General features: G+C 45.1%; 26 protein-coding genes and 1 pseudogene. All 27 read right to left on the reverse strand.

Features of this window, described 5'->3' with window-relative positions; genetic code table 11:
* Window positions 1–3 precede the first annotated feature (3 nt).
* The 27 genes and pseudogenes from C3V36_14515 to C3V36_14645 all read right to left on the reverse strand — a co-directional run bounded on the left by C3V36_14515 (window position 4) and on the right by C3V36_14645 (window position 23,424).
* Window positions 4–2,580 (reverse strand): hypothetical protein, encoded by a 2,577-nt coding sequence (locus C3V36_14515; protein AVM70352.1) that lies wholly within the window; start codon window positions 2,578–2,580, stop codon window positions 4–6.
* Between the two features lie 28 nt (window positions 2,581–2,608).
* A complete protein-coding gene (locus C3V36_14520; protein AVM70353.1) occupies window positions 2,609–4,378 on the reverse strand; it encodes a multidrug ABC transporter ATP-binding protein in 1,770 nt (589 codons plus the stop codon).
* A 12-nt stretch (window positions 4,379–4,390) separates the two neighbouring features.
* Window positions 4,391–6,109, reverse strand: a complete 1,719-nt coding sequence (locus C3V36_14525) for an ABC transporter (GenBank protein AVM70354.1) — start codon at window positions 6,107–6,109, stop codon at window positions 4,391–4,393.
* A 51-nt stretch (window positions 6,110–6,160) separates the two neighbouring features.
* Entirely contained in the window at window positions 6,161–6,571 is a 411-nt protein-coding gene (locus C3V36_14530; GenBank protein ID AVM70355.1) for an HIT family protein, read from the reverse strand.
* Between the two features lie 340 nt (window positions 6,572–6,911).
* Window positions 6,912–8,615, reverse strand: coding sequence for a hypothetical protein (locus tag C3V36_14535; protein AVM70356.1), 1,704 nt, complete (start codon window positions 8,613–8,615; stop codon window positions 6,912–6,914).
* The gene (locus C3V36_14540) at window positions 8,608–9,681 is read right to left on the reverse strand and encodes a hypothetical protein (GenBank protein AVM70357.1); all 1,074 of its coding nucleotides are present in this window, start codon (window positions 9,679–9,681) and stop codon (window positions 8,608–8,610) included. Before C3V36_14540 ends, C3V36_14535 begins: the two co-directional genes overlap by 8 nt.
* 357 nt (window positions 9,682–10,038) lie before the next feature.
* Window positions 10,039–11,229: a hypothetical protein gene (locus C3V36_14545; GenBank protein AVM70358.1), complete on the reverse strand. Its 1,191-nt coding sequence runs from the start codon at window positions 11,227–11,229 to the stop codon at window positions 10,039–10,041.
* Between the two features lie 100 nt (window positions 11,230–11,329).
* Window positions 11,330–11,593 carry an XRE family transcriptional regulator gene (locus tag C3V36_14550; protein AVM70359.1) on the reverse strand — a complete coding sequence of 88 codons (264 nt, stop codon included), beginning with the start codon at window positions 11,591–11,593 and terminating at the stop codon, window positions 11,330–11,332.
* Between the two features lie 106 nt (window positions 11,594–11,699).
* Window positions 11,700–12,443, reverse strand: coding sequence for a DNA methylase (locus C3V36_14555; protein AVM70360.1), 744 nt, complete (start codon window positions 12,441–12,443; stop codon window positions 11,700–11,702).
* A 101-nt stretch (window positions 12,444–12,544) separates the two neighbouring features.
* Complete coding sequence (locus C3V36_14560) at window positions 12,545–12,754, reverse strand: hypothetical protein (GenBank protein ID AVM70361.1); 210 nt, start codon at window positions 12,752–12,754, stop codon at window positions 12,545–12,547.
* Window positions 12,755–12,764: 10 nt separating this feature from the next.
* The gene (locus C3V36_14565; protein ID AVM70582.1) at window positions 12,765–12,881 is read right to left on the reverse strand and encodes a hypothetical protein; all 117 of its coding nucleotides are present in this window, start codon (window positions 12,879–12,881) and stop codon (window positions 12,765–12,767) included.
* Between the two features lie 675 nt (window positions 12,882–13,556).
* The gene (locus C3V36_14570) at window positions 13,557–13,808 is read right to left on the reverse strand and encodes a hypothetical protein (GenBank protein ID AVM70362.1); all 252 of its coding nucleotides are present in this window, start codon (window positions 13,806–13,808) and stop codon (window positions 13,557–13,559) included.
* A 12-nt stretch (window positions 13,809–13,820) separates the two neighbouring features.
* Entirely contained in the window at window positions 13,821–15,071 is a 1,251-nt protein-coding gene (locus tag C3V36_14575) for a hypothetical protein (protein ID AVM70363.1), read from the reverse strand.
* 281 nt (window positions 15,072–15,352) lie between these two features.
* Window positions 15,353–15,655, reverse strand: coding sequence for a hypothetical protein (locus tag C3V36_14580; GenBank protein ID AVM70364.1), 303 nt, complete (start codon window positions 15,653–15,655; stop codon window positions 15,353–15,355).
* Window positions 15,656–15,724: 69 nt separating this feature from the next.
* Window positions 15,725–16,699 (reverse strand): hypothetical protein, encoded by a 975-nt coding sequence (locus C3V36_14585; protein AVM70365.1) that lies wholly within the window; start codon window positions 16,697–16,699, stop codon window positions 15,725–15,727.
* A gap of 317 nt (window positions 16,700–17,016) precedes the next feature.
* A complete protein-coding gene (locus tag C3V36_14590; GenBank protein AVM70366.1) occupies window positions 17,017–17,958 on the reverse strand; it encodes a hypothetical protein in 942 nt (313 codons plus the stop codon).
* A gap of 3 nt (window positions 17,959–17,961) precedes the next feature.
* Window positions 17,962–18,489 carry a hypothetical protein gene (locus C3V36_14595; protein ID AVM70367.1) on the reverse strand — a complete coding sequence of 176 codons (528 nt, stop codon included), beginning with the start codon at window positions 18,487–18,489 and terminating at the stop codon, window positions 17,962–17,964.
* The gene (locus tag C3V36_14600; protein ID AVM70368.1) at window positions 18,479–19,258 is read right to left on the reverse strand and encodes a hypothetical protein; all 780 of its coding nucleotides are present in this window, start codon (window positions 19,256–19,258) and stop codon (window positions 18,479–18,481) included. The genes C3V36_14595 and C3V36_14600 overlap by 11 nt, the downstream gene beginning before the upstream one ends.
* 350 nt (window positions 19,259–19,608) lie before the next feature.
* The gene (locus C3V36_14605; GenBank protein ID AVM70369.1) at window positions 19,609–19,935 is read right to left on the reverse strand and encodes a DUF2634 domain-containing protein; all 327 of its coding nucleotides are present in this window, start codon (window positions 19,933–19,935) and stop codon (window positions 19,609–19,611) included.
* A gap of 28 nt (window positions 19,936–19,963) precedes the next feature.
* Window positions 19,964–20,245: a hypothetical protein gene (locus C3V36_14610; protein AVM70370.1), complete on the reverse strand. Its 282-nt coding sequence runs from the start codon at window positions 20,243–20,245 to the stop codon at window positions 19,964–19,966.
* A 121-nt stretch (window positions 20,246–20,366) separates the two neighbouring features.
* On the reverse strand, window positions 20,367–20,552 hold the full coding sequence (locus C3V36_14615; GenBank protein ID AVM70371.1) for a hypothetical protein: 186 nt from the start codon (window positions 20,550–20,552) through the stop codon (window positions 20,367–20,369).
* Window positions 20,546–20,863 carry a hypothetical protein gene (locus tag C3V36_14620; GenBank protein ID AVM70372.1) on the reverse strand — a complete coding sequence of 106 codons (318 nt, stop codon included), beginning with the start codon at window positions 20,861–20,863 and terminating at the stop codon, window positions 20,546–20,548. The genes C3V36_14615 and C3V36_14620 overlap by 7 nt, the downstream gene beginning before the upstream one ends.
* Window positions 20,864–21,028: 165 nt before the next feature.
* Entirely contained in the window at window positions 21,029–21,208 is a 180-nt protein-coding gene (locus tag C3V36_14625) for a hypothetical protein (GenBank protein ID AVM70373.1), read from the reverse strand.
* Complete coding sequence (locus tag C3V36_14630) at window positions 21,184–21,384, reverse strand: hypothetical protein (GenBank protein ID AVM70374.1); 201 nt, start codon at window positions 21,382–21,384, stop codon at window positions 21,184–21,186. The genes C3V36_14625 and C3V36_14630 overlap by 25 nt, the downstream gene beginning before the upstream one ends.
* Window positions 21,381–21,872, reverse strand: coding sequence for a hypothetical protein (locus C3V36_14635; GenBank protein AVM70375.1), 492 nt, complete (start codon window positions 21,870–21,872; stop codon window positions 21,381–21,383). Before C3V36_14635 ends, C3V36_14630 begins: the two co-directional genes overlap by 4 nt.
* Window positions 21,873–22,173: 301 nt before the next feature.
* A complete protein-coding gene (locus C3V36_14640) occupies window positions 22,174–22,632 on the reverse strand; it encodes a hypothetical protein (protein ID AVM70376.1) in 459 nt (152 codons plus the stop codon).
* 528 nt (window positions 22,633–23,160) lie between these two features.
* Window positions 23,161–23,424: pseudogene (locus tag C3V36_14645) on the reverse strand (phage tail tape measure protein).

Here is a 23,424-nt window from a genome sequence, read left to right on the forward strand (position 1 = left end):
AACTTACTCGGTAATCACCAGCGCCTGCCGGCCAAACGCTGCATATCCGGCTTCAAAGCTTGCCCTTGGGCTTTTTTCCACCCGACCGGTCAAAGGATCGGCATAATAAATAAAAGCGCCGTCAAAGCCAACCACCACCACGCTGTGTTCCCGGTAGGTAATTTCCATATAGCCGTTTTCCGTCTGCCATGAAATTTTAAGCGCATCCGGCACCGCCGCCATATTCGAACTGATGATCTGCACCGGCTGACCGTGACTGACAAAGGTCAAAATCTGCGTCAGCGAAGCACCGGTAATATTTTGGGCCCGGCTGCCCAAATAGCGGCGGGCCAGTACCGAAATCGGTTCAATATAAACCCCCAGTCCAGCCGCCTTAGCGTCATGGATCGAACCGGCAAACGCCTCCTTCATATCCACCTGATAGGCCGACGCCGGCTGAAAAGAACGACCGTACTCCAGGAGTTCATCCGCCAGCGCAAAGCGGTCCGGCAGTGCCGGGTCATAATAGCCCAGCAGCATAGACAGCGCCGTGACTTCACAGCCCCGGGGAAGCTCCGGCAGCTGACAAACCGTTGAAAAACCGCTAATCCGCGCACTTTCGGTCAGCCAGTCGCTGTCATATAATTTTTTCGATTTTTTTGCCTCGTTTTGATAATAAATCTGATAAGCCGGCATCGTCTGCGCTTGGAGCAATGCCGCCCGTAAATCTTCGGCAAAAATCCTGTCCGCACCAGCCTGAGCAAAGTATCCGCTGCCCGCAAAAACATCGCGCCAATCCAGCACCGCAATCTTGCCCTTGCCCGTTTCCGCTTTTTGAACCGTACCGCTGACCAGACGCAGCGGCCAGCCGTAAAAATCATCAGCCTTGCCCGGCAGCTGCTCGGTCGCCGGCGGCACTGCCTTGTCCTTTGTTTTGGATGCCAAAGCACTGAAATCAAAGCTTTGGCCGGCAGTTTGCAGATAGTCCACCCGCACCTCGCCCGGCCGCGCCGCACTGCTCGTTCTTTTTTGCAGCACCGGCAAAACACCGCTGTCGGCACCGGTAAACTCAGGCACACCGAAGTAGCTCCCCGCCGGCGCCTGCAAACCGGCCAACTCCTGCCCCTCCGGCGAATAGAGTATCACCCGGCGGAGCGGATAAACGACCCGGCGGTCAAGATATTCCAAACTGTCCGTCACATTGTATTCGCCGATATAAATTCCTTTTTGCCCGACTGCCAACAGTTTCAGGTTTTTATCTTCCTGATAAATCGTATAAATTTCCGGCTGCCGCAAGCTCGTCCACAGTACCGCCTGATTTTTTTTGTCCTCCTGCGCCTGCCAGCAGACCAAAGCCTGCTCCCGGTCAAAACGGCTGTGCAGCGGAATTTGCCGTTTACTGAATGTATGCTCCGGCAGGTTCAAAATAAAATATCCGCCCGGCCGCAGCCAATAAGCCTCCGCTCCGGCCTCATCCGTAAAAATCTGACTATCGGCATAGACTGCCAGCTCCGCATCCGGTATTTCGGCAAAGGCAATGGTTTGCAGCGTCCGGCCGTTCCATTCAAAAAACGCAATTCCTCTGCGGTTGCCTAAAGCCGGCACATCTCCGGCAAAGGTGCCATAACCCAAAAAATAATATTTTTGATCCTGCCAGCCGATATGCCTGAACCGGAGCGGACTGAACTCATCCGTCAAATAATCATCGTTAATGGCGTCCCGCCGGTACAGGGTATAAAGTGCCTGCCCATCGCCGGCATATACCTCACCGTCCTCAATCTGAACAAAGCGGCCGCCGGACGTGTGCCATTCTCCGCCGGCCGAAAGCACCAGGCTTTTTCTGACTTTATCATAAAAGCCTCGCTTGCGGCTATGCAGTTTTTCTTCCAGCCAAGTATTGCCATCGCTGTCGGCAGTAAAGCTGTAAAAATGATCCAAATACTCAAGCCCTTCCTGCCCGCGAATGGCTGCCGTTACCTTAGCCTGACCCCGAATCCAGCCGTCAACCGCCGCTTCTTCTACTTTCAGCGCCACTTCTCCCATCAAAGTTTCCGGCTCCGGCCGCTGCCTGACCTGGGCGGCAATATCGGCTGCTATCCGGCCATACTCCGTCTTTTCCTGATAAAAAAACGGCAAATCATAAAAAAAGTCCGTCATTTCCTTGGTCAAAATCAAGCGCAGAACATACAATTCACCGGGCTTTAACGCTTCCGGCTGAAAATGCAGAGCAAAATCATTCCGCTGCCAAATAAGGCTCCCGTCACCGGCCCGATACAGTTCCATCCGCCACAAATGCTCCTGCCAGTCACCCCTTGCCCAAAAACGAAAGCCGGCCGCATCGCACAGCGCTTCCGCCTTTTGATAAGTCGCCGGCTCAATGCGTGTAGAGGTTCCGGCTATGGGCTGAAACGCAAACTCATTTTCCAGCAGCCCCACATAGGGCAGCTGAACCGATTTCGTCTCTAAATATCCGGTACTGACGGTTTCATCCTTGGCCAAGCGCTTCTCCGCTTTGTTCTCCCGGCTGCAGCCGGTCACAAAAAAAAGACAAAAAAAGCAAAAAAGACCCCATAACACCCGAATCCTTTTGCTTTTTCTCATTTTTTTCCTCCCATTAACCCCGCCTGCTTTATGCTCTCTGCGCCATATACAAATGATAATAATCGCCCTTTTTGTCTAACAGCTCTTGATGTGAGCCCATTTCCGCAATCCGCCGATTCTTAATAAAAAAGATTCGGCTGGCCTGCTTGATGGTTGACAGCCGATGCGCCACAATAAAGGATGTCCGGTCTTTTAAAAGACTGGCAATGCCCTGCTGAATCAAGCGCTCGGTATGCGTATCAATGCTGGCCGTAGCCTCGTCCAAAATCAGCACGGCGGGCCTTGCAATCATCGTGCGGGCAAAAGCAATCAGCTGCTTTTGTCCAGCCGAGAGCTTGGAACCCTTATCGTTAATCATGGTTTCATAGCCCTTTTCCAGACTCATCACAAAGTCATGGAGTTGAACGGCTTTGGCTGCTTCTTCAATTTCCGCCTGACTGGCATCTAATTTCCCGTAACGGATATTATCGGCAATCGTGCCGGTAAACAGCACCGTATCCTGCGTCATAATGCCCATCTGCGAGCGCAGACTGGAGAGCGACACCGGCCGGATATCCTGACCGTCAATTCGAATACAGCCGCTCTTAATTTCATAAAACCGGGCCAGAGCATTGATAATTGTGGTCTTGCCCTCGCCGGTCGGCCCGACCAGCGCAATCGTTTCGCCTTTTTCAACCGTAAAGGATACATCGTCCAGCACCACTTTTTCACCATCATACGAAAAAGTAACATGCTCAAAGGCAATGTCGCCCTTTATTTTCGGCATTGGTATCGTGTCTTCCTCTTTTTCCTCCGGCTCGGTATCCAAGATTTCAAAGACCCGCTCGGCCGCCGCCAAATTGGAGGTCAGCTGATTATAAAACTGACTCAGATTGATAATCGGCAGCCAAAACATTTGGATATAGCTGATAAAGGCAATCATCAGACCAACCGATACCTCGCCGCTTCGAACCAGCGGAATCCCCCAGTAAAAAATTAAAAAAGTACCAATCCCGGATGAAAGCAGGACAATCGGCCAAAATAAATCCGTTAAAATCGCTGCCTGAAAAAAGCTATCCTTGACTTCATTCAGCAGCCGGCCAAAGTTCTTAGAGGTTTTTCCCTCAGCCGTAAAGCTCTGCACCACGCTTATACCGGAAAAATCCTCATGGGTAAAGGCATTCATATTGGAGTTTTTCTGCCGGTGCAGCTGCCAACGCTGATGAGCAAAAATCTCCACCACATACATACCCGCAGCTAATATCGGCAGCATGGCTACTCCCGCTAAAGCCAGCCTGATATTGAGCGCCAGCATGATAACCAGCACCGCTAAGATATTTACCACTTCCGGCACCAAAGTAACGACCGCGTTATTTAAAACTTCCTTCAATGAATTGACATCACCGATGACCCGGGCTAAAATCTTGCCGGTCGGGCGTTTGTCAAAGAAAGAAAAACCCAAACTTTGAATATGGGTATACAGTTCCTGCCGGATTTCCAGCAGCACATAATTGGACACCTTGCCCATAATCAAAATCCGAGCTCGCAGGCAAACCGCCAGAATCAAGTTCAGTCCCACCGCCAGAGCCAGCAGCCGAAGCAGCCCCGCCACATCAGCCCGGCTAATATAATCATCCACCGCCGCTTTGACCAGCAGCGGATTAATCATCGTAACCGCCGTCGTCACCGCCATCAGCAAGAGCACCAGCGCCACTTCTTTTTTATATTTTTTCATGTACGCAAACAAGCGCCGAACAGTAACCGCCTTGGCTACCTTCGACACTGCTTCGTCCTGTTTGTAACCGCTTATTTCTTCCATTTGCTCACCCCCTTACTCGGTCAGAAATTCCATTTGTTCCTCATAAATCTCATGATAACGGCCTTTTAAGGCAAGGAGTTCCTCATGCCGCCCCCGTTCCAGAACCCGGCCGTTCTCCATAACCAAGATTTCATCGGCTTCCCTGACCGCCGAAATCCGGTGCGCCACGATGATTTTTGTCATCTGACTGTATTCGGCGATATTATGCTGAATATTTTTTTCTGTTTCCATATCCAGTGCCGAGGTTGAATCATCCAGCACCAGCACCGGACTTGTGCGGGCAAATGCCCGGGCAATGCTGATTCTTTGTTTCTGCCCGCCGGATAAACCAATCCCTTTTTCACCGATTACCGTTGCATAAGCCTTTTCCATGCCGCTGATAAAGTCATCGGCCATCGCCGCCTTGGCATAGCGCTCCAGCTCTCTCTGCTCCATCACTTTATCCTGCCCTAAGCTGATATTTTCGGCAATGCTCTCCGAAAACAAGAAAACATTTTGCAGGACAAAAGAAAACTGCCGCCGCAAAAAGAATAGGTCATAGTCCGCCAGCGGTACACCGTCCAGCAAAATCCTGCCGCCGCTGGCATCATAAAACCTGGCCAAAAGCTTGGTAATCAGACTTTTACCCGATCCGGTACTGCCCATAATCGCCAGCGTCTTACCGGGCTTGACTTCAAAGCTGATATCTTCCAGCAGCGTCATCCCGTCCAGCTCCAAACTGACATGGTCAAATCGCAGCTCGCCCTTAACCTCGCCGCTTTTGATTCCATCCGGCCGGTTTTTAATTTTTGACTGATAGGCAAAAATCTGTTCAATCTTACCGGCTGACGAGCCCGCCTGTGCCATCACTGTGGCAATCCAGCCGGTCACCCGCATCGGCCACATCGCCAACGAAGCATACATGGAAAACTCCACCAGCACGCCGATCGTGAGCCGGCCGCCGATGACATAAGTCCCGCCGACGACAATCAACAAAACCGGCAGCGTATTCATAATAAACTCAATCGGCGGATAAAACTTTGACAACACCTGCGCCTGCTTATAATTCAGACGGTAATATTCCTGATTGTTCTTTAAAAACTTTTCTACTTCATGCTTTTCCCGGGCAAAGGATTTAACCATCCGGATACCGGCAATGTCTTCGCCGGCAGTGGTATTCATCGCTGCCGTCTGCTCGCTGATATCCTCATACACCTTAACATTCGTCCGGTTCAGGCCGATCGTTAAATAGGCCAGCAGCGGCAGCACCGGCACGATCATCAACGTCAGGCCGACATGAATCCGCAGCATCAGCACTACCGCCAGCCCCATGGTCAAAATCATTTCTATCGTTAAAAACAACCCAAAGGACGCACCCATCCAAACATTGTCTACGTCCTCCTTGACCCGGGACATCAGTTCCCCGGTATTTTTTTCATCAAAAAAATCATAGGACAGGCTCTGAATATGGTCAAACATTTGCTGCCGGAAAGCGACCGCCAGCTTCAGCCCGCCCAGATCAAACAATAATTCCTTAAAATATCCGCTGACCGCCCGACCCAATGTTACCAGCAAAATCATCAGCCCCAGGCTTTGAAAGCGCTCGGTCTGACCGCCGGCAATGACCTGATCCAAAATCTGCTGCAGCAGCATCGGATTATAAAAATTAAGTGCCGTCGATATCAGCAGACAAAGCCCGCCCAGTGTGTATACAGGCCAAAGCTTTCTCATCTCCCTGATTACTCTTTTCATACTTCCTCCCTATACGGAAATCTGCCGAAAAGTCCCGCTTCTTTCCTGCGGCTATATCCGTTTTCGGATTTCCGCCGCCAACTCTTCCAGTTCTTTTTCGGTATATTCCTTGGTTTTCCACGGCAAGGTAAATCCATCTTCCCGATATCTGGGAATCAGATGCAAATGAAAATGCCGGATAGTCTGTCCGGCCACTTCGCCGTTATTCTGCAAAATATTCATCCCCTCGCAGCCGGTTGCCTGCTTCAGCGCCTTGGCCATAACCGAAGCCAAAGCAAACAGCTTGCCGGCCGTTTCTCCGTCCATTTGATACAAATCGTCAAAATGCTCTTTCGTTAAAATCAAGGCATGTCCGCGTCCACTGGGATAGCGATCCAAAATCACTTTAAAATCATTGTTTTCAAATATCGTTGCGGAACCTATCTCCCCTGTGGCAATCTTACAAAATAAACAATTCGACATTTTATTTTATCCTCCCTTGTTGGTTGCCGTTCAGACAAGCGGATTTTATGCTTGCTATGCCTCTGGAGAGCACGCTCTCCGAGGGCATAGCAAGCATAAAATCCATTTGCGTGGCGTCCGCACTCACTATTCGCTGAAAGCAAATTACGAGTACCTTGCCTGAACTGTATTTAAGTTTATACTAACATATTTTCAAAGCCTTGGCAAGGCGCCGGTTCGCTGGTTTTTCTCCGGGAAAATGCTCCCGCTTCTGCGCGGTGCATGCCCGGCCAAACCGAAAGCGCAGCATCCGGCGAGCCCCAAGTAAAAAAACAGTTCTAACGAACATCAGAAAACCAAATTAATGCGTTTCCCGAAAAAAGTCCTCTAATTTATACAGCAGCGTTAATTCGCCCTTGGCACTGAGCTGACCGGTCATAAAAGCCTTTTGAAAGGACAGCTCGCCCACCAGGCAGCGGCGCAGGATTTCATCCTCGGCAAAAATTGTCAAAACCGCTTCTTCCTCACCGGCATAGGCGTAAACCCCTGTTTTTTTAATTAAAACAAAGGTGTTTTCCGCCGGTTTGTCTTTGACCATCAGCTGCAAACGATACTCCTGCTCGCTCCCGCCCACATAATTTTGCAAAATCAATTCCGCCAGACTTTGCTTCGTCTGTCTGGTCTTTTGCTCTAACTTAGCCTGTAGCTTGTGCGACAAAGCTTTGACATTGGCCTTTTCCCTTTGCACGCTCTCCGCCTCCGGCGTTTCCGCCGCCATACCCGCCGCTGCCTGAGGCGGCTGCCCGATTTGCCCGGCCGCTGCTGACTGCGGCAGCTGATAGCTTTGGTTTAAACCGTAGCGGAAAAACTGTTCCGCTTTTTTTTCAATTACTTCCAGCGCGGATCTGTTTTCGCTGAAATCGGAAACTTCAGCAAAGACGCCGGTAATCTCCTGCTCCGGCCAGCCGCCCAGCAAACGCCAAGCCTGCGTCAGATAAGCCACCGCCTCCCGCTCATAGCCGTCTCGGCTGAAAACAATCGCCAGCAGCGGCATTTCTGCTAAAATATCTTTTGGCTTGGCCGCATGACAGCTTTCCAAAAAACGTTGCAGCCGGCTGCCAATCCCGTACCATTCCACTGTCAGCGCAATCACCGCTCCGGCTGCCTGCGTCAGTGCCGCCAGCACTTCCTCATCGGCTGTTTCCGCCAGCTTCCAGGTTTCGACCGTCAAGCCCAGTTCGGTAAAGACCTCGGCCGCCCGGCCGCAGGCATACCTGGCCGCGGTATCTTCCCGGTCAGCGTCAATAATAACCAGCTTCTTGCCGGCTTTGCGGGCCTGCCGGTCAATCGGCAGCTCCGGCAACACCGGTGTTTTATCGGTTGCTCTGTCCGCCGCCGCATTTTTCGGCTCCGACATCCGCTTATTGCCGCTCTTATCTCCGGTTTTACTCAGTTCCGGCAAAACGCCGCGTTTTTCTTTCTTTTCCCTGCTTTCCGAAACGCCGGCCGTCTCGCCGGCTCTGGCGGCTACAAACTCATTTAAAATCTTGCGCAGCCGCAAAAAATCAATCCGTTCCAGCTTATCCAGCGCCTGCTCCCAATCCGGCCGGAAAACTTCCGGCATGGGGTAGAGGCAATAACTATGCCCCGCCAAATCAATCATATACAGCTGATCCTCGGCCAAATCAATTTGGAAATCCAAGCGCTTGGTCAAGGTTTTTAACAGAAAATCGCCAAAACTGATAATCAGTTTGGGCCGAACCCGGCTAATTTCCCGGTGCAGTGCCACGGTTAATTCCCCCCGTGCTTTTTCCGATAAATCATCCGCCGATGGCAGCGCCGCATCGGTGCGCCAGGCCCCGAAAAAAACAGCATCTGCTTTCTGTTGTAAGGTAAGCAGCAACTCTTTCATCCGGCCGTCGGTTTTTAAACCTTCTATTTCTTCCACGTTTTCCGTAATCAGCATAACCGCCGCCGGGACTGCCTGCCATTTTTCGTCAAATGTACTGATGCCGGTCAATTCCTGCTGCCATTCTCCATAAGCCTGTATCTCCCTTTTATTCATACCTCTCTCCATTTTCGTCGTTTTCGTCGTTCAGTTGTACTTTCCGCCTTTGGGTAAACGGCACCGCCAACAAAAATCCCAGTACAAAACCGCCCAAATGAGCCGCTAAATCAATCTGCATATTGGCCGCCCCGGCCGCCAAGCCAATGATAAAATAAAGAAAAATCGCATAAGCATCCAGTCCGCCGGCTCTTTTTTTGGTTAAATAAGTAACCGTCAGGAGCGCCCCCATCAGTGCGTAAATCCCGCCGCTGGCACCCGCGCCGATGACCTGATAATCCTGCCCCAGCCAGTGATACAAAAGGCTGGCCAAATTGCCGATGATTCCGCCACCCAGATAAATAAGCGCCATTTCTCCGGCCGATATCTTCCTTTCCAGCCGGCTACCGAAAATAAAGAGCCCCGCCAGATTCATCAGCAAATGCAGCCAGCCGATATGCAAAAATACCGCCGTCAGCAGCCGGTACCACTCGCCGCTTAAAATCAGCAGCGGATTCATTGCCCCCATCCGCAGCAGCACCTCTGTCTGCTCCGAGCCGCCGGACGCCTCCTGCCACAGCCAAATCAAAATATTAAGCGCAATCAAAGCATAGGTCAGATAAGGGTACCGTCTGGGACGTTGCATCACATAATCTTCTACCGTCTGCGATACCAATGCTTCCGGCAAAGTCCTTTCCAGTTCCAAAAAGGAAGTCATTTGCCCGCCGGGAATCATCAGCTTTTCCTTATCCGCATCCAGATACCAGTAAATTTCAATGATGTCGCTTTCCAAATTCGGCAAAGGCAGTTCGCCGCCGGGCTTGTCCAAAATAAGATACAACAGGAAAACCCGGTCAGCGGCAATCATTCCCTTTTTCATAACTTCCAGCAAGGTTTCCCGCCTGTCGGCGGCTTCCTCCGCCGTCCGCATCTTCGGGCTGATATCCACCAGATACAGGCTGCTTTTGCGCAAATCCACAAAAACCAAGTCAGTTTCGGCTTTGGTCTCCAAGTTCAAGCGGGTCTTTTTCAGCCCCTGTGCCTGAAGTAATTTTATTACTAAATCAATTGCTTTTTGTTTTTCCATTTTACTGCTTCCTAATGTAATAGTTTCGTCAACACATCAACTGCCATCTGCCGAAATATTTCGGCATTTCTCCTGGAAAATCCAAGCTTTCATCACGCTTGCCGTAACCATACGTCCAAAAGCGGATGCCTGCGCCAATGCAAGGCAAATCCGGTTTAAAGCAAATTGAAGCAAAAAGCCAAGCGTTCGCACCGCTTGGCCCTTAGCTGTTAAAACATATTCAACAACGATACTCTGATTCTCTTTGATTCACACTATACCATTTTTTTCAGTCTTTTGTCAAGTGTTAAATCTGATGTTTTCCCCGCGTTGGTAGCCGCTTTTGATAGACCGGGCCTGCCCAAACACTGCTTTTTCTTATAACTTTACTTTCTTTGCTACCATATTGCCCAAAATACCGCCGGCTACAAGGAAGATAAAGAAAACCCAGCCGGATAACGAAAAGTTGGCAATCGGGGTATATAAAGCACCAACATTACAGCCATTGGACATTCTGGTACCAAAGCCCATCAAAAATCCACCAATTGCATAGAATACTCCCTGCTTGACATTGATGTTCCAGGCAGAGCGAAAAGTTTTGCCAAGGACGCTTGCCGACAATAAGTACAGCACGGTACCCATCATGATGCCGAAGTTTTGCACATTAATCGGATGACTAAAGAACGGCATAATAAACGGTTTCTCAGGTTTCAATGTAAATGCCGCCAAAGTTTCCGGACTGACGCCAAAAAGCATCAGGAACTTACCGAACCAGAATCCATAAGGTGTACTTGCACCCCAGCCGGCTTTGGTAACGCCCATCAAAATCACGAAGATACCGGTTATCACCAGTGCCGCTGTCATCAATGACCACGGGTTTGCAAACAAACGATTATATGTTTCTTCCGACCAGAACTTGTAATCCTTGGTATCTGCTTCCGGTTTTTGTCTGTCCTTTTCCTGAATATTTTCCATGAAATGACCGGAATATGTATTTTGTTTCTTCCGGTGTTGTTCATATTTATATGCTAAAAAGATAACAATTCCGCACAGCAATGCCGTTAACAGAACCGAACCCAGATAGCCCTGCAGACCGTCGCCTTTAAATAAATCCGGGAAGTACACGCCGCCGCCCAATTCTTTTCCTGTCTCCGTGCTAATCCAGGATTCTTTAATCCATGACGCACTTTCCTGTAAAGGAAATCCTACAAATACACCGGCCCCAAAGAACAGTAAAGTAATCAGTCCTCTCGGCATGGCTGTCACCACATCCGTCAATACACCGGAGGCACAGCAGGACGAAAAGACCATACCAAAGCCGAAAAACAGTCCGCCCAAAATCAAGCCAAGGTTAATCGGATTAACCCATAAATCAAAAGTCTTTGCATCTGCATTGAATAAAACCGCTACCGAAAACAAAGCTGTCAAAAAGAACATAAAAGTCATGGTTCGCATCAATCTGGTTGAACCGGTTTGATATGCTCTGTTGACACTGCCGGCAAAACCGGTATAGCCTCTGCTCAAAGCATAGCCCAAGCCAACACCCGCCAATAAGCGGAAGAACAGCATGTCACTCTCCAGATAAAATCTGCCAAACAAGATGTTGCTTGACGCGCAAATCAAAAAAATCTGACACGCAAAATAAAAAAGAGCATAGAAGAAATTTCAGTCATTTTTCTATGCTCTTTCTGTTGCCGTGCTGCTCAATAATCCTATGCTCACCAGTCCTTTTTTGCTGATTTGGAATATACTCAAGAATGTCGCTTACACTGCAATTTAACGCTTCACATATCAAATCCAGCTGCTCAAATTTTCCCGTCAACTCATGATAATATTCCGAAATTGTATTTGGCCTTATTCCGGTTAGCTGCGCAAGTTCTTTTTGGCTCATCTTCCTTTCTCCAAGCAGCTTTGATAGATGTATCTTTATCATCACTTAGTACCTCCTACCAAATGATGATATCATTTTGTGATATTTAAAATGTGTTTTTGTTATAATATAACTTTATTGGTTATTTATATCATAAAAAAAATACACTTTAATAATTCTTGATAAGCAACTCCTTATATTCCCTATTTTTGTTAGACAGGTTATTGAACCTGTTTATTTCTACGATTTGAAACTCCCGGTATATTTCTTTAATCCTATCATGATTATTATAGGAAAGAATCCATTTCCCTTTTATCTTTTTAAGCGTTTCAAACAATCTTATATGGTCGTGTTCCCCGAATTCCTCATCATAATATTTTTCACTTTTGTAATAGGGTGGATCAAGATAAAACAACGCATTTTTTCTGTCATAAACTTCAATTAAATTTTGAAAATCCTTATTTTCAATCACTACAGATTCCAATCTTTGGCTAATTTCTGATAGATACTCAATTTTATCGGATAGTCTTCTGGAACTCGTATTAAAACTTCTTCTATCTGAGCCAAAGCTTGTCCTTATTAGTCTAAAATAGGCCGCAGCCCTTTGAATATCTGTTGTTCCTTTTACCCTTATTCGTTCCTTATCCGTATAAAAGATTTCTCTTGATGATAAAGAATATGCCAATTCTTCCTGCAACGCCTTACAATGATACTTTACACAGCGATATAGATTGATCAACTCTCCATCAATATCATTAAACACTTCTAATTCACGGCCTTTTGCCTTTCCAAATAAAACCCAGCCCGCTCCTCCAAATACCTCTATGTACCTATCCATTTCCTTGGGAAACTGACTTATTATCTGCTTTCTTAATAACTTCTTCCCGCCAATCCAACTAATAAAACTATTCATATTCCAGTCCTCCTATGCTGTCTAACTATTATTTTAATACCATTTAAACGCTTTTAAAAGGGATATTTCGCAATACCCCTTTTCGTTTTTCTACCCTTGAATTATTCTTCTGGTTCAATCGGTCTGCTGTCTGCCAGCCCCTCACCAAGGGTATATCCTACCACTGTTGCCCCTGCCATAATAATTGCAGCAATTTGTTCCGCTTGGCTTTTGTCTTGACCTAATGCGATCATAACTAAAGTTACAAATCCCGCAACCGATAGCCAAAACTTTCTGCTTGTTAATTTTCTTTTCCAATCAATTTTCATAATTTTTACCTCCTCATTTGCTGATTAATACTTTTTTATTTACATTGTCCCATTCCACGGCGGCCCCTAAGCTTTCGGCAATTTCCCGAATGGATACAAAGTTCCTGTTATCCTTTACAATAAAATCCATTTCTTTTTCAATGCCGTTAATATTAACTGTTAGGGTGTTCTTTTTTTTCTCATTCCTACTCAGTTTGAAATATTCAATGATTGCATTTACAAGATTGTCTGCCAAAACCTCAATCCATTCCGGTTTTGTAAATTTTATCAATTCGGCATAGTTAGTGTAAAAGAAATGTTCTAACAAAACTGCTGTACAAGGGCTTTTTCTGATGATATACCAAGCATTTTTTAAATTGCTTGATACTTTAATCCCTCGGTCAACCATTCCAGTGTTTTTCATGCATCTGTGCCACAACCCGCAAAATTTTTCCCCCGCTTCGTCACCTTGCCAGTAATACGACTCATACCCTTTCGCGGAACTTCCTGGATAATGAGCGTTGGCATGAATTGAAACCAGCAGATTAATTGCTTGTTCTTTATGCCATTTGTTCGCCATATTAATTCTTGCATTAAGTGGTACATCATCTGCACTCGGCTGTTGCGTAAACAAAACTTCAATGTCATATTCTTTTAATTTTTCTCTTGCTAGTATAGCAACTTTTGAATTAAAGTCGTATTCTTCAAACCATTTGCTTGTCGGTCTTCCTGTCAAAGACTCCCCGTCAAAATAAACGCCTTTTGAAGGCGGAAAAGTATTTTGCCCATGGCCGATATCAAGTACAATTCTTTTCAATATTGCCTCCTATAAGTCAATCTTGATATTTTCCTGTTTCTTGTACGCGTCAAAGTACAATTCCTTTTTGTCCTCATTATGAGTGACCTCATAATACATACCGTCCGAAAGTGTTGTACTTAGCAGCGCTTTATTGTTTTGCAATACCTTGCATAACCACACCACATACACATTTCCTTTTGAAATTTTCGTTTCAAAACGCTCGTTATGGTATGCTGCAACTTGTTCTTTGCAAAGTTCTTGAAACTCATTATTTCCCATTGCTAATCCTCTCTATTTTTTGTAGCCTAACGCCCGGCTTACCAGCGCCATTGTTTCACCTCTGGTAATACAGTCGTCAAAGCGCTTTTCATGGATTGTTATTCCTCTTTTTTGCAGTGCTTCAAAATACGCTTCCGCCCAATGTCCGCCCTTTTTCGGCAGCACGTCAGTCGCGTCATTTTTGTTAAGCATTCGGTAAAGCAAAGTCATAAACTCGCCGCGTGTAACTTTATTGTCGTAATTCTTTTCAAATACCTTGCAGCCGTGGCTGTTAAGATATTTGAAATACTTGTCAGCCCAATGTTCAGCGTTTATCACAGGGAACACATTCTTATCTCCGCCCGCCAGCACTCTGGCCAAAATAGCCATTGTTTCACCCCGGCTAATGTTCCGGTCAAAGTTCCGTTCATGCAGCGTCACACCCTTCTTCCAAAGGAAGTAAAAATATTTGTCCGCCCAATGAAGTAAGCTGTCATCGGCAATCGCGACATATTCCTTGATCGGGTAATCTTTCCGAATGGTGAAAAAGCCGTTCTTTCCCCAACCTCGGCCGTAAGAATTATGGCCGTACCAAACGGCCTTACTATCGTCCCAGCCATAAATTAGCATGGTATGAAAGCCCTTTAAGCTTTCACCGTCTTGCGGGTTGGGAATAATCCCATTGCTCTGGACAAAGCTAAACGATGGATACAAGGGAATGCAGATACAGACACACCCAAGCTTTTTAATCGCCTGCTTAATTTCTAACTCCGTTTCTGGAAAAAGGTATTTATCTGCCTTGTACCCAGCAGCCGAATTTAACAGCGCTGGCCGTACTTCCCTATAGAACTTATCTTTATTGTCCTTGTAGGAAATGCGCTCACTTGTCTGCTTAGGGTTTAAGTCATATTGCGCCAGAAAACAAACACCATCCTCGACCAGCTTTTCGGCCTGATCTTTTAGTGATGTTCCTTCCGTGTCCAGCAAGTAGCTAATATTCTTTGGCCGGTTCATCCATAAAAACCAGCCGCTGAACAAAAATATATTGTCCGGGTTCTGAATATACTCCAGCAAAGATTTTGCCTTGGCCAGCGCCTGCCCGACACAGCTACCGGAAAGCAGCTGATTATACATAACCATATTCAATATGGTTTCAATGTTCTCCGGCTTATAAGCCACTTCTAAGGTGATTCCGCTTTCCGCCAAAACCGGAAAATCTTTTGGACTTCTATTAGACGGAAGCGCACCAAAAATTTGCTCGCTCACTCTGATTGTTTCTTCCATGTATCAATCCTCCCTCTTTTTTGACTATGGGGCAGCTGCCGCCGCCCCATGCCATTATGCCTTATTCTTCCGCCAGTTCCGGCAGCGGATTGCCGTAACCATCAAAACCAAGTTCTTTCAAATCCTCTAAAACTAACTGCTTCAGAGCCGGATCCTTGATTTTGTCGATGGTTCTCCGCTTCGCGATAATTAATTTCACATAAATATCACGCCACACCATTTCTTCACCCCCTTCCCTCAATAGTATTTTTATGAGAAATAGAAGTAATCTATCTTTCATCTTACGCACCGCCTTCCTTCATTTCTGCCAATGCTTCCATCATGTCAAGCTGCTCTTTTTTGATTTCTTGGATTTCTTCTTTCAGTTTTTCCGCTTCCGTTTTTTCCCGCTGTTCATAACGAACCATGATTTCTCCTTGTTCGTTAATGTCATATTTCCCAACTTCACCGGGCCGGTCTTCTATCACTGGTGGGTTATCTATCACTTTCCATTTCACCGCCCCGCTCTCTATCAGTAAGCGGGATTCTATCATTTTCGGTTTCTCATTTTGTAATTCTTCAATGCATATTAACAGTTTTTTCATTCTCTTTTCCTTCCTCAGCATGACAAGAAGACACGTCTTCAACGTGTCTTCTCACATATTAAAAATGCTTTATGCTATCCTGTTATACTCGTTTTTTATCTTTTCCATATCTTCTTTAGCATATATCTGCGTTGTTGTTATACTTGCATGGCCAAGCAAGATTTGAATAGTTTCCAAACTCATTCCATGCTTCCGGCTATTTGTTGCGAAAGTATGCCGCAACAAGTGCGGATATAGCTTAATATTGGTTCTTTCGCCAATTTCTTTGATAATAGATTGGATTGCCGATGGCTTTAGCCGCCCATGCGGCTTTTTATTACTTCGTAACAGCGCTCCATCCGTAATTGCTTCTTTTTTCATATACTCTTCTATTAATAACTTGCATTTTTCACTGCAAAATACAGTTCTTTTCTTATTCCCTTTCCCAATTACCTCAATGCTGCGCTCTTTTTGATTTATATCCTTAACGTCTATCTCTGCAATTTCCGATAACCGACAACCAGTAGAAACATATAATTCAATAATCAGCTTTTCCCGCAAATCCTCGCAAGCATATTTGACCGCTTCCAGCTTCTCACCATCTAATCCTACCCTGTTTCTTTTTGGTTTAAAATTATTGATTTTTATTCTGGCAATGGGATTTTGGCTAAGATAGCCTTCTACGATGCACCACTTAAAAAAGCTTTGCAAAATATGCAGGTAATTATTAATTGTACCATCTGCGTTCTTTCTGGTATTGACCAAATAGCTGATGTATTCCCGGATGTCGTCTGTACTTATCCGGCGAATATCCTTATTTACTCTTTCGCTGAACTTCGTAATCTGCAATCGATAACCATCAATCGTTTTTTCTGACTTCTTTTCCGTCCGTAAAGAGAACAGAAATTTTTCCAGCAAAACCAACAACTGATATTCCTTTTGTTCTTTTTTGGGGATTATCTCATATTTTTCCATCACCTCTCTCGTTAGCTGCTTAAACTCCCCCCTGCTTAGATTGGTAAACTTCTTAATTGCCCTGTAAATCTCATCTGATAGCTTAATCATTGCCTCTTTATCTCCTTTTTGCAATGATTATAGCATGCCATCTTTCGCCTGCTTTAGAATAATAAAGCGGATAAAAATGCTAATACATTCATTTATCACGGATGGACAAAAAACTTTGATGAATGCCTGAAAACAGGCTGGTACACATTCGGATTAGAAACCGGTTTTGGCTATGGAGTTTTAACAGTACAAAACTCATCCAATCAGGAACATAATAATATTGACAACTGGATTTGGCAGGAACGCCGGAATACAAATGGCCAATATCAACGGCGGCACAAAATCAATAATGGTCCTTGGACGGAATGGGTAAATTTTTAAAAAATCAAGTAAAATCGTTGATCCGTCTTGCTATACATCAACGCATGCATACCAACAGACACTTGAACTGTTTGCCCATTTTGCCCATAAATTGGAATACCATCAATGTTTTGCATAACTTTTTCGGTTCTGCCAAAAATCACTTGTGTTTCAATCATTCCTGCATTTGTAATCCATGCTTGAGTTACACTGGGTAAATGAATGGCTGTAATCATATTTTTATCCGCTTTATTATTCAATTGCTGGGTAAGATTCTGGATGTCCGCCCGCAGCTGCTCAATCTGTGTTTCCAGACTGTCCGCTTTTTGCGATGTTGCAAAATAAGTGCAGTCTTGTCCATCCAGCTTATCGCTGTCGGCGGCCTTTTCTGTTATCCCCAGCTTATTTTCATTCAGCCGCTTCCCTTGCGCGGCTGACAGCGGTCTATCCTTGTCAGACGAATCCAGATCATTCACAGTTTCGTTCTTCTTTAAATACTTTGATAGCTCCTGATTCAAGTTTTGTTTGGTTACAATAACCACATTGGGGTCTACTGTCATAGCAATCGTTTCCGGGTTATCCACCTCAAGCTGAACCTTGATATAAAGATCCTTTAATCCGCCGAATGAATCAACCGGTTTTTCCGTTTGCGGATATTTCCCAACTAAAACCAAACTTCCTTGCTTATCAAAAATGCCAATTTCCCGAATCGTAAATCCGCCGATATGCGCCGGTATCAGGCATTCAATGGTAATTCTGTTTTCTTCGATCGTGGTTGCATTTGTGTTCGCGCGATACTTTTCATTAACCAACGCATACTGAGAAACCATTGGCTCATAATATCTCCCATTTCCATCGCCAACCGCAAACTGGTAAAATTCTAATTTTTGCCCGGTTGTTGCACTGACCAATTTCTCCTGCCCAATCTTAGTAATTATGGTATAAAATTCCTGCGCCACTTTTTACCCCTTTCTGGTTTCTAATTTTGTCTCTTCCCCGCTTAAACAGATACTTTTTGTCTTCCCCTTCGCTGGATATAGAGTATGCTGCGTTTTAAAGTCAACTCCTACTCCGGCAGCCGCCAAAGTTTTGATTTTTCTCTTTTCTTCTGCCGTTAAAAAACGGCCGGCCACAACGATTATCTTGGCGTCGCCTTCTATGATTTCAACAAAATCCGCTTGCAAATAAAAATCAAGCGCTGAATTAAGAGAATGGATATCCTCTCCTCTGTCCTTGGAAGCAATTTGAAACCGAATGACTTGCTTAAACTCCTCGTCGCTTTTTCCATTTCGATCCGTTCCTTCTTCTTCCCCCAAAAGATCTAAAGTCTGACCGCTTACTTTTTCAAGGGAAGGCAAACTTGATAAACTGCGCAGCATTGAGGCGGCAAAATAAAACTGCTCGCTAATCACCCTTAATAGTTTTTCCATATTACCGCTTACTTTTCTGTAATTTTGAGGAAGTCGCTGCCATATTTCTTTAAAGGTCATCGCTCACCTTCACTTTCCCCTTGTCCGTGATAACGGTCTCGCCCTCGGCTAATACAATATTTTTTGCTTCCAAACTTTGCTCTGTTTTGCCGATTTTGACCGCCGCGTCCTTAATTTCCTTATTTCCCATAACAAGGGATACTAACCGGCTAACTACAATATCTTCCCCTGCATAAAGCCCCAACAAATAATTTAAAACATCCGTTTGTACTTTTTCTTTTAGCTGCTCTTTATTTTCTACGCCCAAATAAAAAGACAGTCTAATCACCGCATAAACCATGATTGCTGTCGTTCTTTGAAACCGCACTACCCGGCTTTTTCCTTTGTTATCCTGTATCGTTACCGCCACAGCGCCCGCCGTGCTAATACCGGCCGCTTTCGACTCCAAAATCGCTCTGGCAATTTCCTCATCGCTTCCGCCCTGCACGATCACCCGGATTCCATGCGCTGGTATACCGTAATTCGCCGTTTCCGTGTCGTTTTCTTCAATGATTACACTCTTTACGGAAGGATTTTCTAAAATCCGCTTTTCAATGCCAGCAATCGTTGATTTTCCTTTGTTTTTTAAACCCGCCTTATATCGGCGTCTTAATTCTTCATCCGTTTCTTCTTCTCTTGCACCCACGAATGCTTCTTCATTTGTTACTGAAGTAATCCCCGTCTCTGGATAACTGACTATCGTTATTTCTCCAACCTCTGCATTTTGCTCTGAGCCACATAGCAGGCTTTCTGCCGGAAGAACAACCGTTCCGTTTTCCCGAAATAACACCCGGCCTTGTTACCTGATATTCCTTTCCGCTTTCTGTTCGTACTTGAAATCCACGATAAACTTCTTTCCCTGTATTCCCACGAATGATCAGCTTACCTTTAGACTTTGCTTTTGGGAATCTTTTTATCCCACCTCTTTCCGCAATATAGTCCAGTTGAATTCCTTCAGCATATCGAAGAAAGGATTGAAAATAAATAGATTCCCCTAATTGCCAGATTTTGGCAATGCTCCACGCAAAAATCCGCAGCAATATCCCCAGTGCGCTTTTTTCCGATAAATTGATTTCTTCTCCCCATTTTTCTTTTGCGGAAAGGAACATTTCTTTTTCAATATCCGCATATCGTTTTCTCTCAAAGCCAAACTTCGTAATGCCCGCCATACAAATCACCTTTCCCTTTTAAAACCAGATTAAAACTTAGTTTTAACGCTCTTTTAGCCCTGTCCCATTCGATTATTAAATCCAAAACCTCCTGCACTCTTTCTTCCTGCAATACCGCTTCTATAACAGAAAGCCGCAGCAGTTCCTGGTCGACTTCTTTCTTTTCTAATTCCGAATAATCAAGGCCTATCTCTTCATTTAAAAACCATTCGCCCTTTCTCGTTGTCAATATCCTTTCTAAGGACTGCAAAATCTCATCCTCTCCTGATATTATTTTAAAATCCCCATTTTCCAGCACAAGGTCATTCCCTTTACCTGTAAATCTTTCATAAATTAAATACCTTCCCTAAGACTACTGCATCTGATAAATCAAATCTTCGCGTTATGCCACCCTCCGCATACTCTTGCAAAACACCTAAAAGCACAATGTCTCCAACTTCATAAACCGCACTTCCCAATAGCATCGGCTTTTCCACTTGTGTTTTGTTCCCGAAAAGCGGTAAGATAATCAGCGGATTTACTGCCACCACTTTGCCTAAGAAAAGGGTATGAATTGCTCCTAATTTTTCTTCTATTTTTTTATTGACAAATTTTGCTAAGCCTGCCATGGCAGCACCTCCATTTCTGTTATATATTCCCTGCTGTTATGGCTTCCCTTTACTACTCTAAAACTACCTTCTGCCATTTGGGACTGAATTACAACAATTCTGTCCGTTGTGATCTGGTGATTCAAAAGGCATTGAATTTTATACCCTTCTTTCCTTGTCTCCCCTTCGGAAACTTCGCACCTTTCCGGGCTTCCCAAAAGACCAGTTGCTCCCGATAAATAAAAGTCCTTGTTGTCCCCTTTTTCCGTTGGCCGAACAAAAACTCTTTCTTGATTGATATAAATTTTTGTTTCCGTTTCCTTAGCAATTTTTTGAATAATATTTTTTTAACTTGCCGCTAAGCGTTCTGGCCTTTCTGTGCTTGACGTTATGCTTTAATGTAATATCAGCAACAGTAAGGTTATAATTCTTTAGTAAATCCTGTAAAATCTGCTGTGAAGTTATCCCGGCCGCATAAGTCTTATTAATCTCCATCTCCGCCCACGCTGCCGCGCCGCTTCCAACCTTTAACGTTGTTTTTCTATCAACATTCTCATTTTTTGTGCTGTAATTTAAGACCTCTCCCAAACACAAAAGGCCCATATCTTCCCCATACCCGGCAAAAAGTTCCACGGGCATTCCTTTTTTTTATTTCCGCAATGGTTTGCGGAGATAGATTATACAGGGATATTTCTGATATATCCGGCTCCATTTCTGTAGAAAAAGGAACAAAAAAATCAAAGTCCAGCGTTTCGCTTTCATATTCCAAGCGTCCCAGCCGTATTTGCGCTCTGCGGTTAAAAATCATTCTATCACCACCAGTTCTACTCCATTTCCCATGCTTTCCCAATTGGCCGCCTTTCTCTCTTCAAAAAACGCCGCCGGCACAATTACCGGCAAACTCCGGTCTAATTCGGTTTCTATCTCAAACAGCCTTTGATTTAACACGATCTTTTCCCCTAACTTAACCGGCTTTTTTTCCATATTTTCCAGTCGATATAAGTCGGCAGTAAAAAATCATACGCTTCGTTATAAAAAAAGACCAAAAGAAAACTCTGTCCCTGATAATCGAACTCCGCCTCGCATGGGATTTTTCCCTTGGGAAAAGGAAGATATGATATTTCTTCCCTTTGTTTTTCTTCCAGTTCTATTTCCTTCATTCTTCTTGCCTTGCTCCTTTTTGCATGATGCTTTCTTTCTTCTTTTTTGTTACCGGCTTTTGCATGACCGTAATCTTCCCTTGCTTAGTAACTTCCTTTACTTGCGCGTTAATGGCTTGGTTTCTTATGATTTCCTTTTTTACGGCCTGTTGCACGATTTTACAGGACATATGAAAGGAAAAACCATTCCGGGTTTCCTTATTATGTCCGGTTTCAAGTGTTTCGATGAGCACATTATAAAAGACATTTCGCCCATAATACTGAAGTGTCTCTTTCCCTTTGCTGTACTCTCTTAACTTCATCAAACGAGAAAACGCCTCTTCCCCTACCAAAACTCCCGATACGTTAAACTTAATGGGCTTTTGCCTGACATGATCGGAAATATAGCCCAAATCTTCTACCGGCCTTTCTGTAATTTCATTTTCATAACTAACCGTTTCTTCTGTCGTTGCCGTAAAAATGACCTCGCCTATTTTTGAAGCATTCATTCTCCCTCCCCTAACCCGCTAAGTCCTCATCATCAATGAATTCTTCCAGAGCTTGCGCAGTTCTTCTTTTGCCATTTGCGCCATCTCCCGCCCTTCACCGGCTCCGTATATGTTTACTACCGGTGCAAACTTTATGCTGCGGTTATTTCTATTGGTTGTATAGGTGCCGCCCACTTTTCCAGTGCATCATTCGAGTATCGACTTTTTTCCAACAGCATTTTTTCAAAAGATACCATGTTGCTCCCAAGTATTTGCTCTGTATTTCGGTTAGGAAATACATTCGCGCCTCTTGGCAGGGTAACTAACTCCGGGCCTTCTCACCTACAATCGCCATACCGCCGCTAAAATTAGTAACGCCCTGCGCAAAAGTAGGAATTAAAGGAATATTCACTCCTTTTCCGCCCGCTCCCGGTATCCAGTCTGGAAGTTTTATTTTATTTAACCCGGACAGAAAAGCATTGATTCCACCGATGATAAAATTAATGCTACCCCTAAGTGCGCCGGAGATCATCTCCCAAGTACCGATAAATATACTCTTAACGCCCTCCCATGCTTTACTCCAATCGCCGGTAAAGACCCCCACTAAAAAGTCTGTAAATCCGGACAAGAGCTTAATTGCACCACCAATAACATCCGTAAAATCAAGTGCCAACTTCCCTAGCATTTGTAAAACCCCACCAAAAAAACCTTCTACAACCGGCAGTACCACACCTAAAATAACTTGAAACATTGGAAAACAAATTTTGAATATGCGGCCCAAACTCAGAAGAATTTTGCTTTGATTGCTTCAATAAACTCCATTCCCTTTGCCTTTACCGTTTCCCAGTTCTTATACAGTAAAATAGCCGGCTGCGGCCACTCCTGCAATAATTCCAATCAACGGCCCTAACCCAATGCCCAATGCTGCTGCCGCCCCGCCAAGCCCGCCGGACCCGGCCGCGCCTGCAATTTTACCAAAAAGAGGAGCCAGAAAAAGAACCGACTTTAAATACTACTGACAGTCCTTTTACAACTGGGCCAATCGCCGCCGCTAAGGCAATCATTTTCCCAATATTTTTTTTGGTTTGACTGTCCAATTTAGAAAAAGGCGGTCATTCCTTCTTTCAGTTTTTTTGTCACTGAATCCAAGGCGTTTTTTTAAGTCCTTGCCAAAAGTGTCGAAAAAATTGGCAGTCCAAGTTCAACCCGCTCGATTTTTTAACTCCTTAAGCTGACCCTGCACGGTATCTCCCATGATATCAGCCATTTCCTGCGCCGCGCCGCCGGAGTCTCGATAGCGCTCCCCACTTTATATTAAAATCCGCTTCCGAACTGTTAATAATGGCAAGCATTCCCGACATGGCTTCCCGGCCAAAAAACAGAAGAGGCATACTGAGCTTTTTGCGCTTCGCTTAAATTGGAAAAGCCTTTCCTTAAGTCTAACCATTAACGCCGACAACGGTTTCATATTTCCTGCGTCATCTACTAAGGATATTCCGAGTTCCTCCATTGCCTTTACCGTTTCCTCGGACGGATCAGCTAACTGAGCCAGAGCGGCTCTAAGCGCTGTACC

The sequence above is a fragment of the Lachnospiraceae bacterium oral taxon 500 genome (assembly GCA_002999035.1).
Lineage (GTDB): Bacteria > Bacillota > Clostridia > Lachnospirales > Vallitaleaceae > W11650.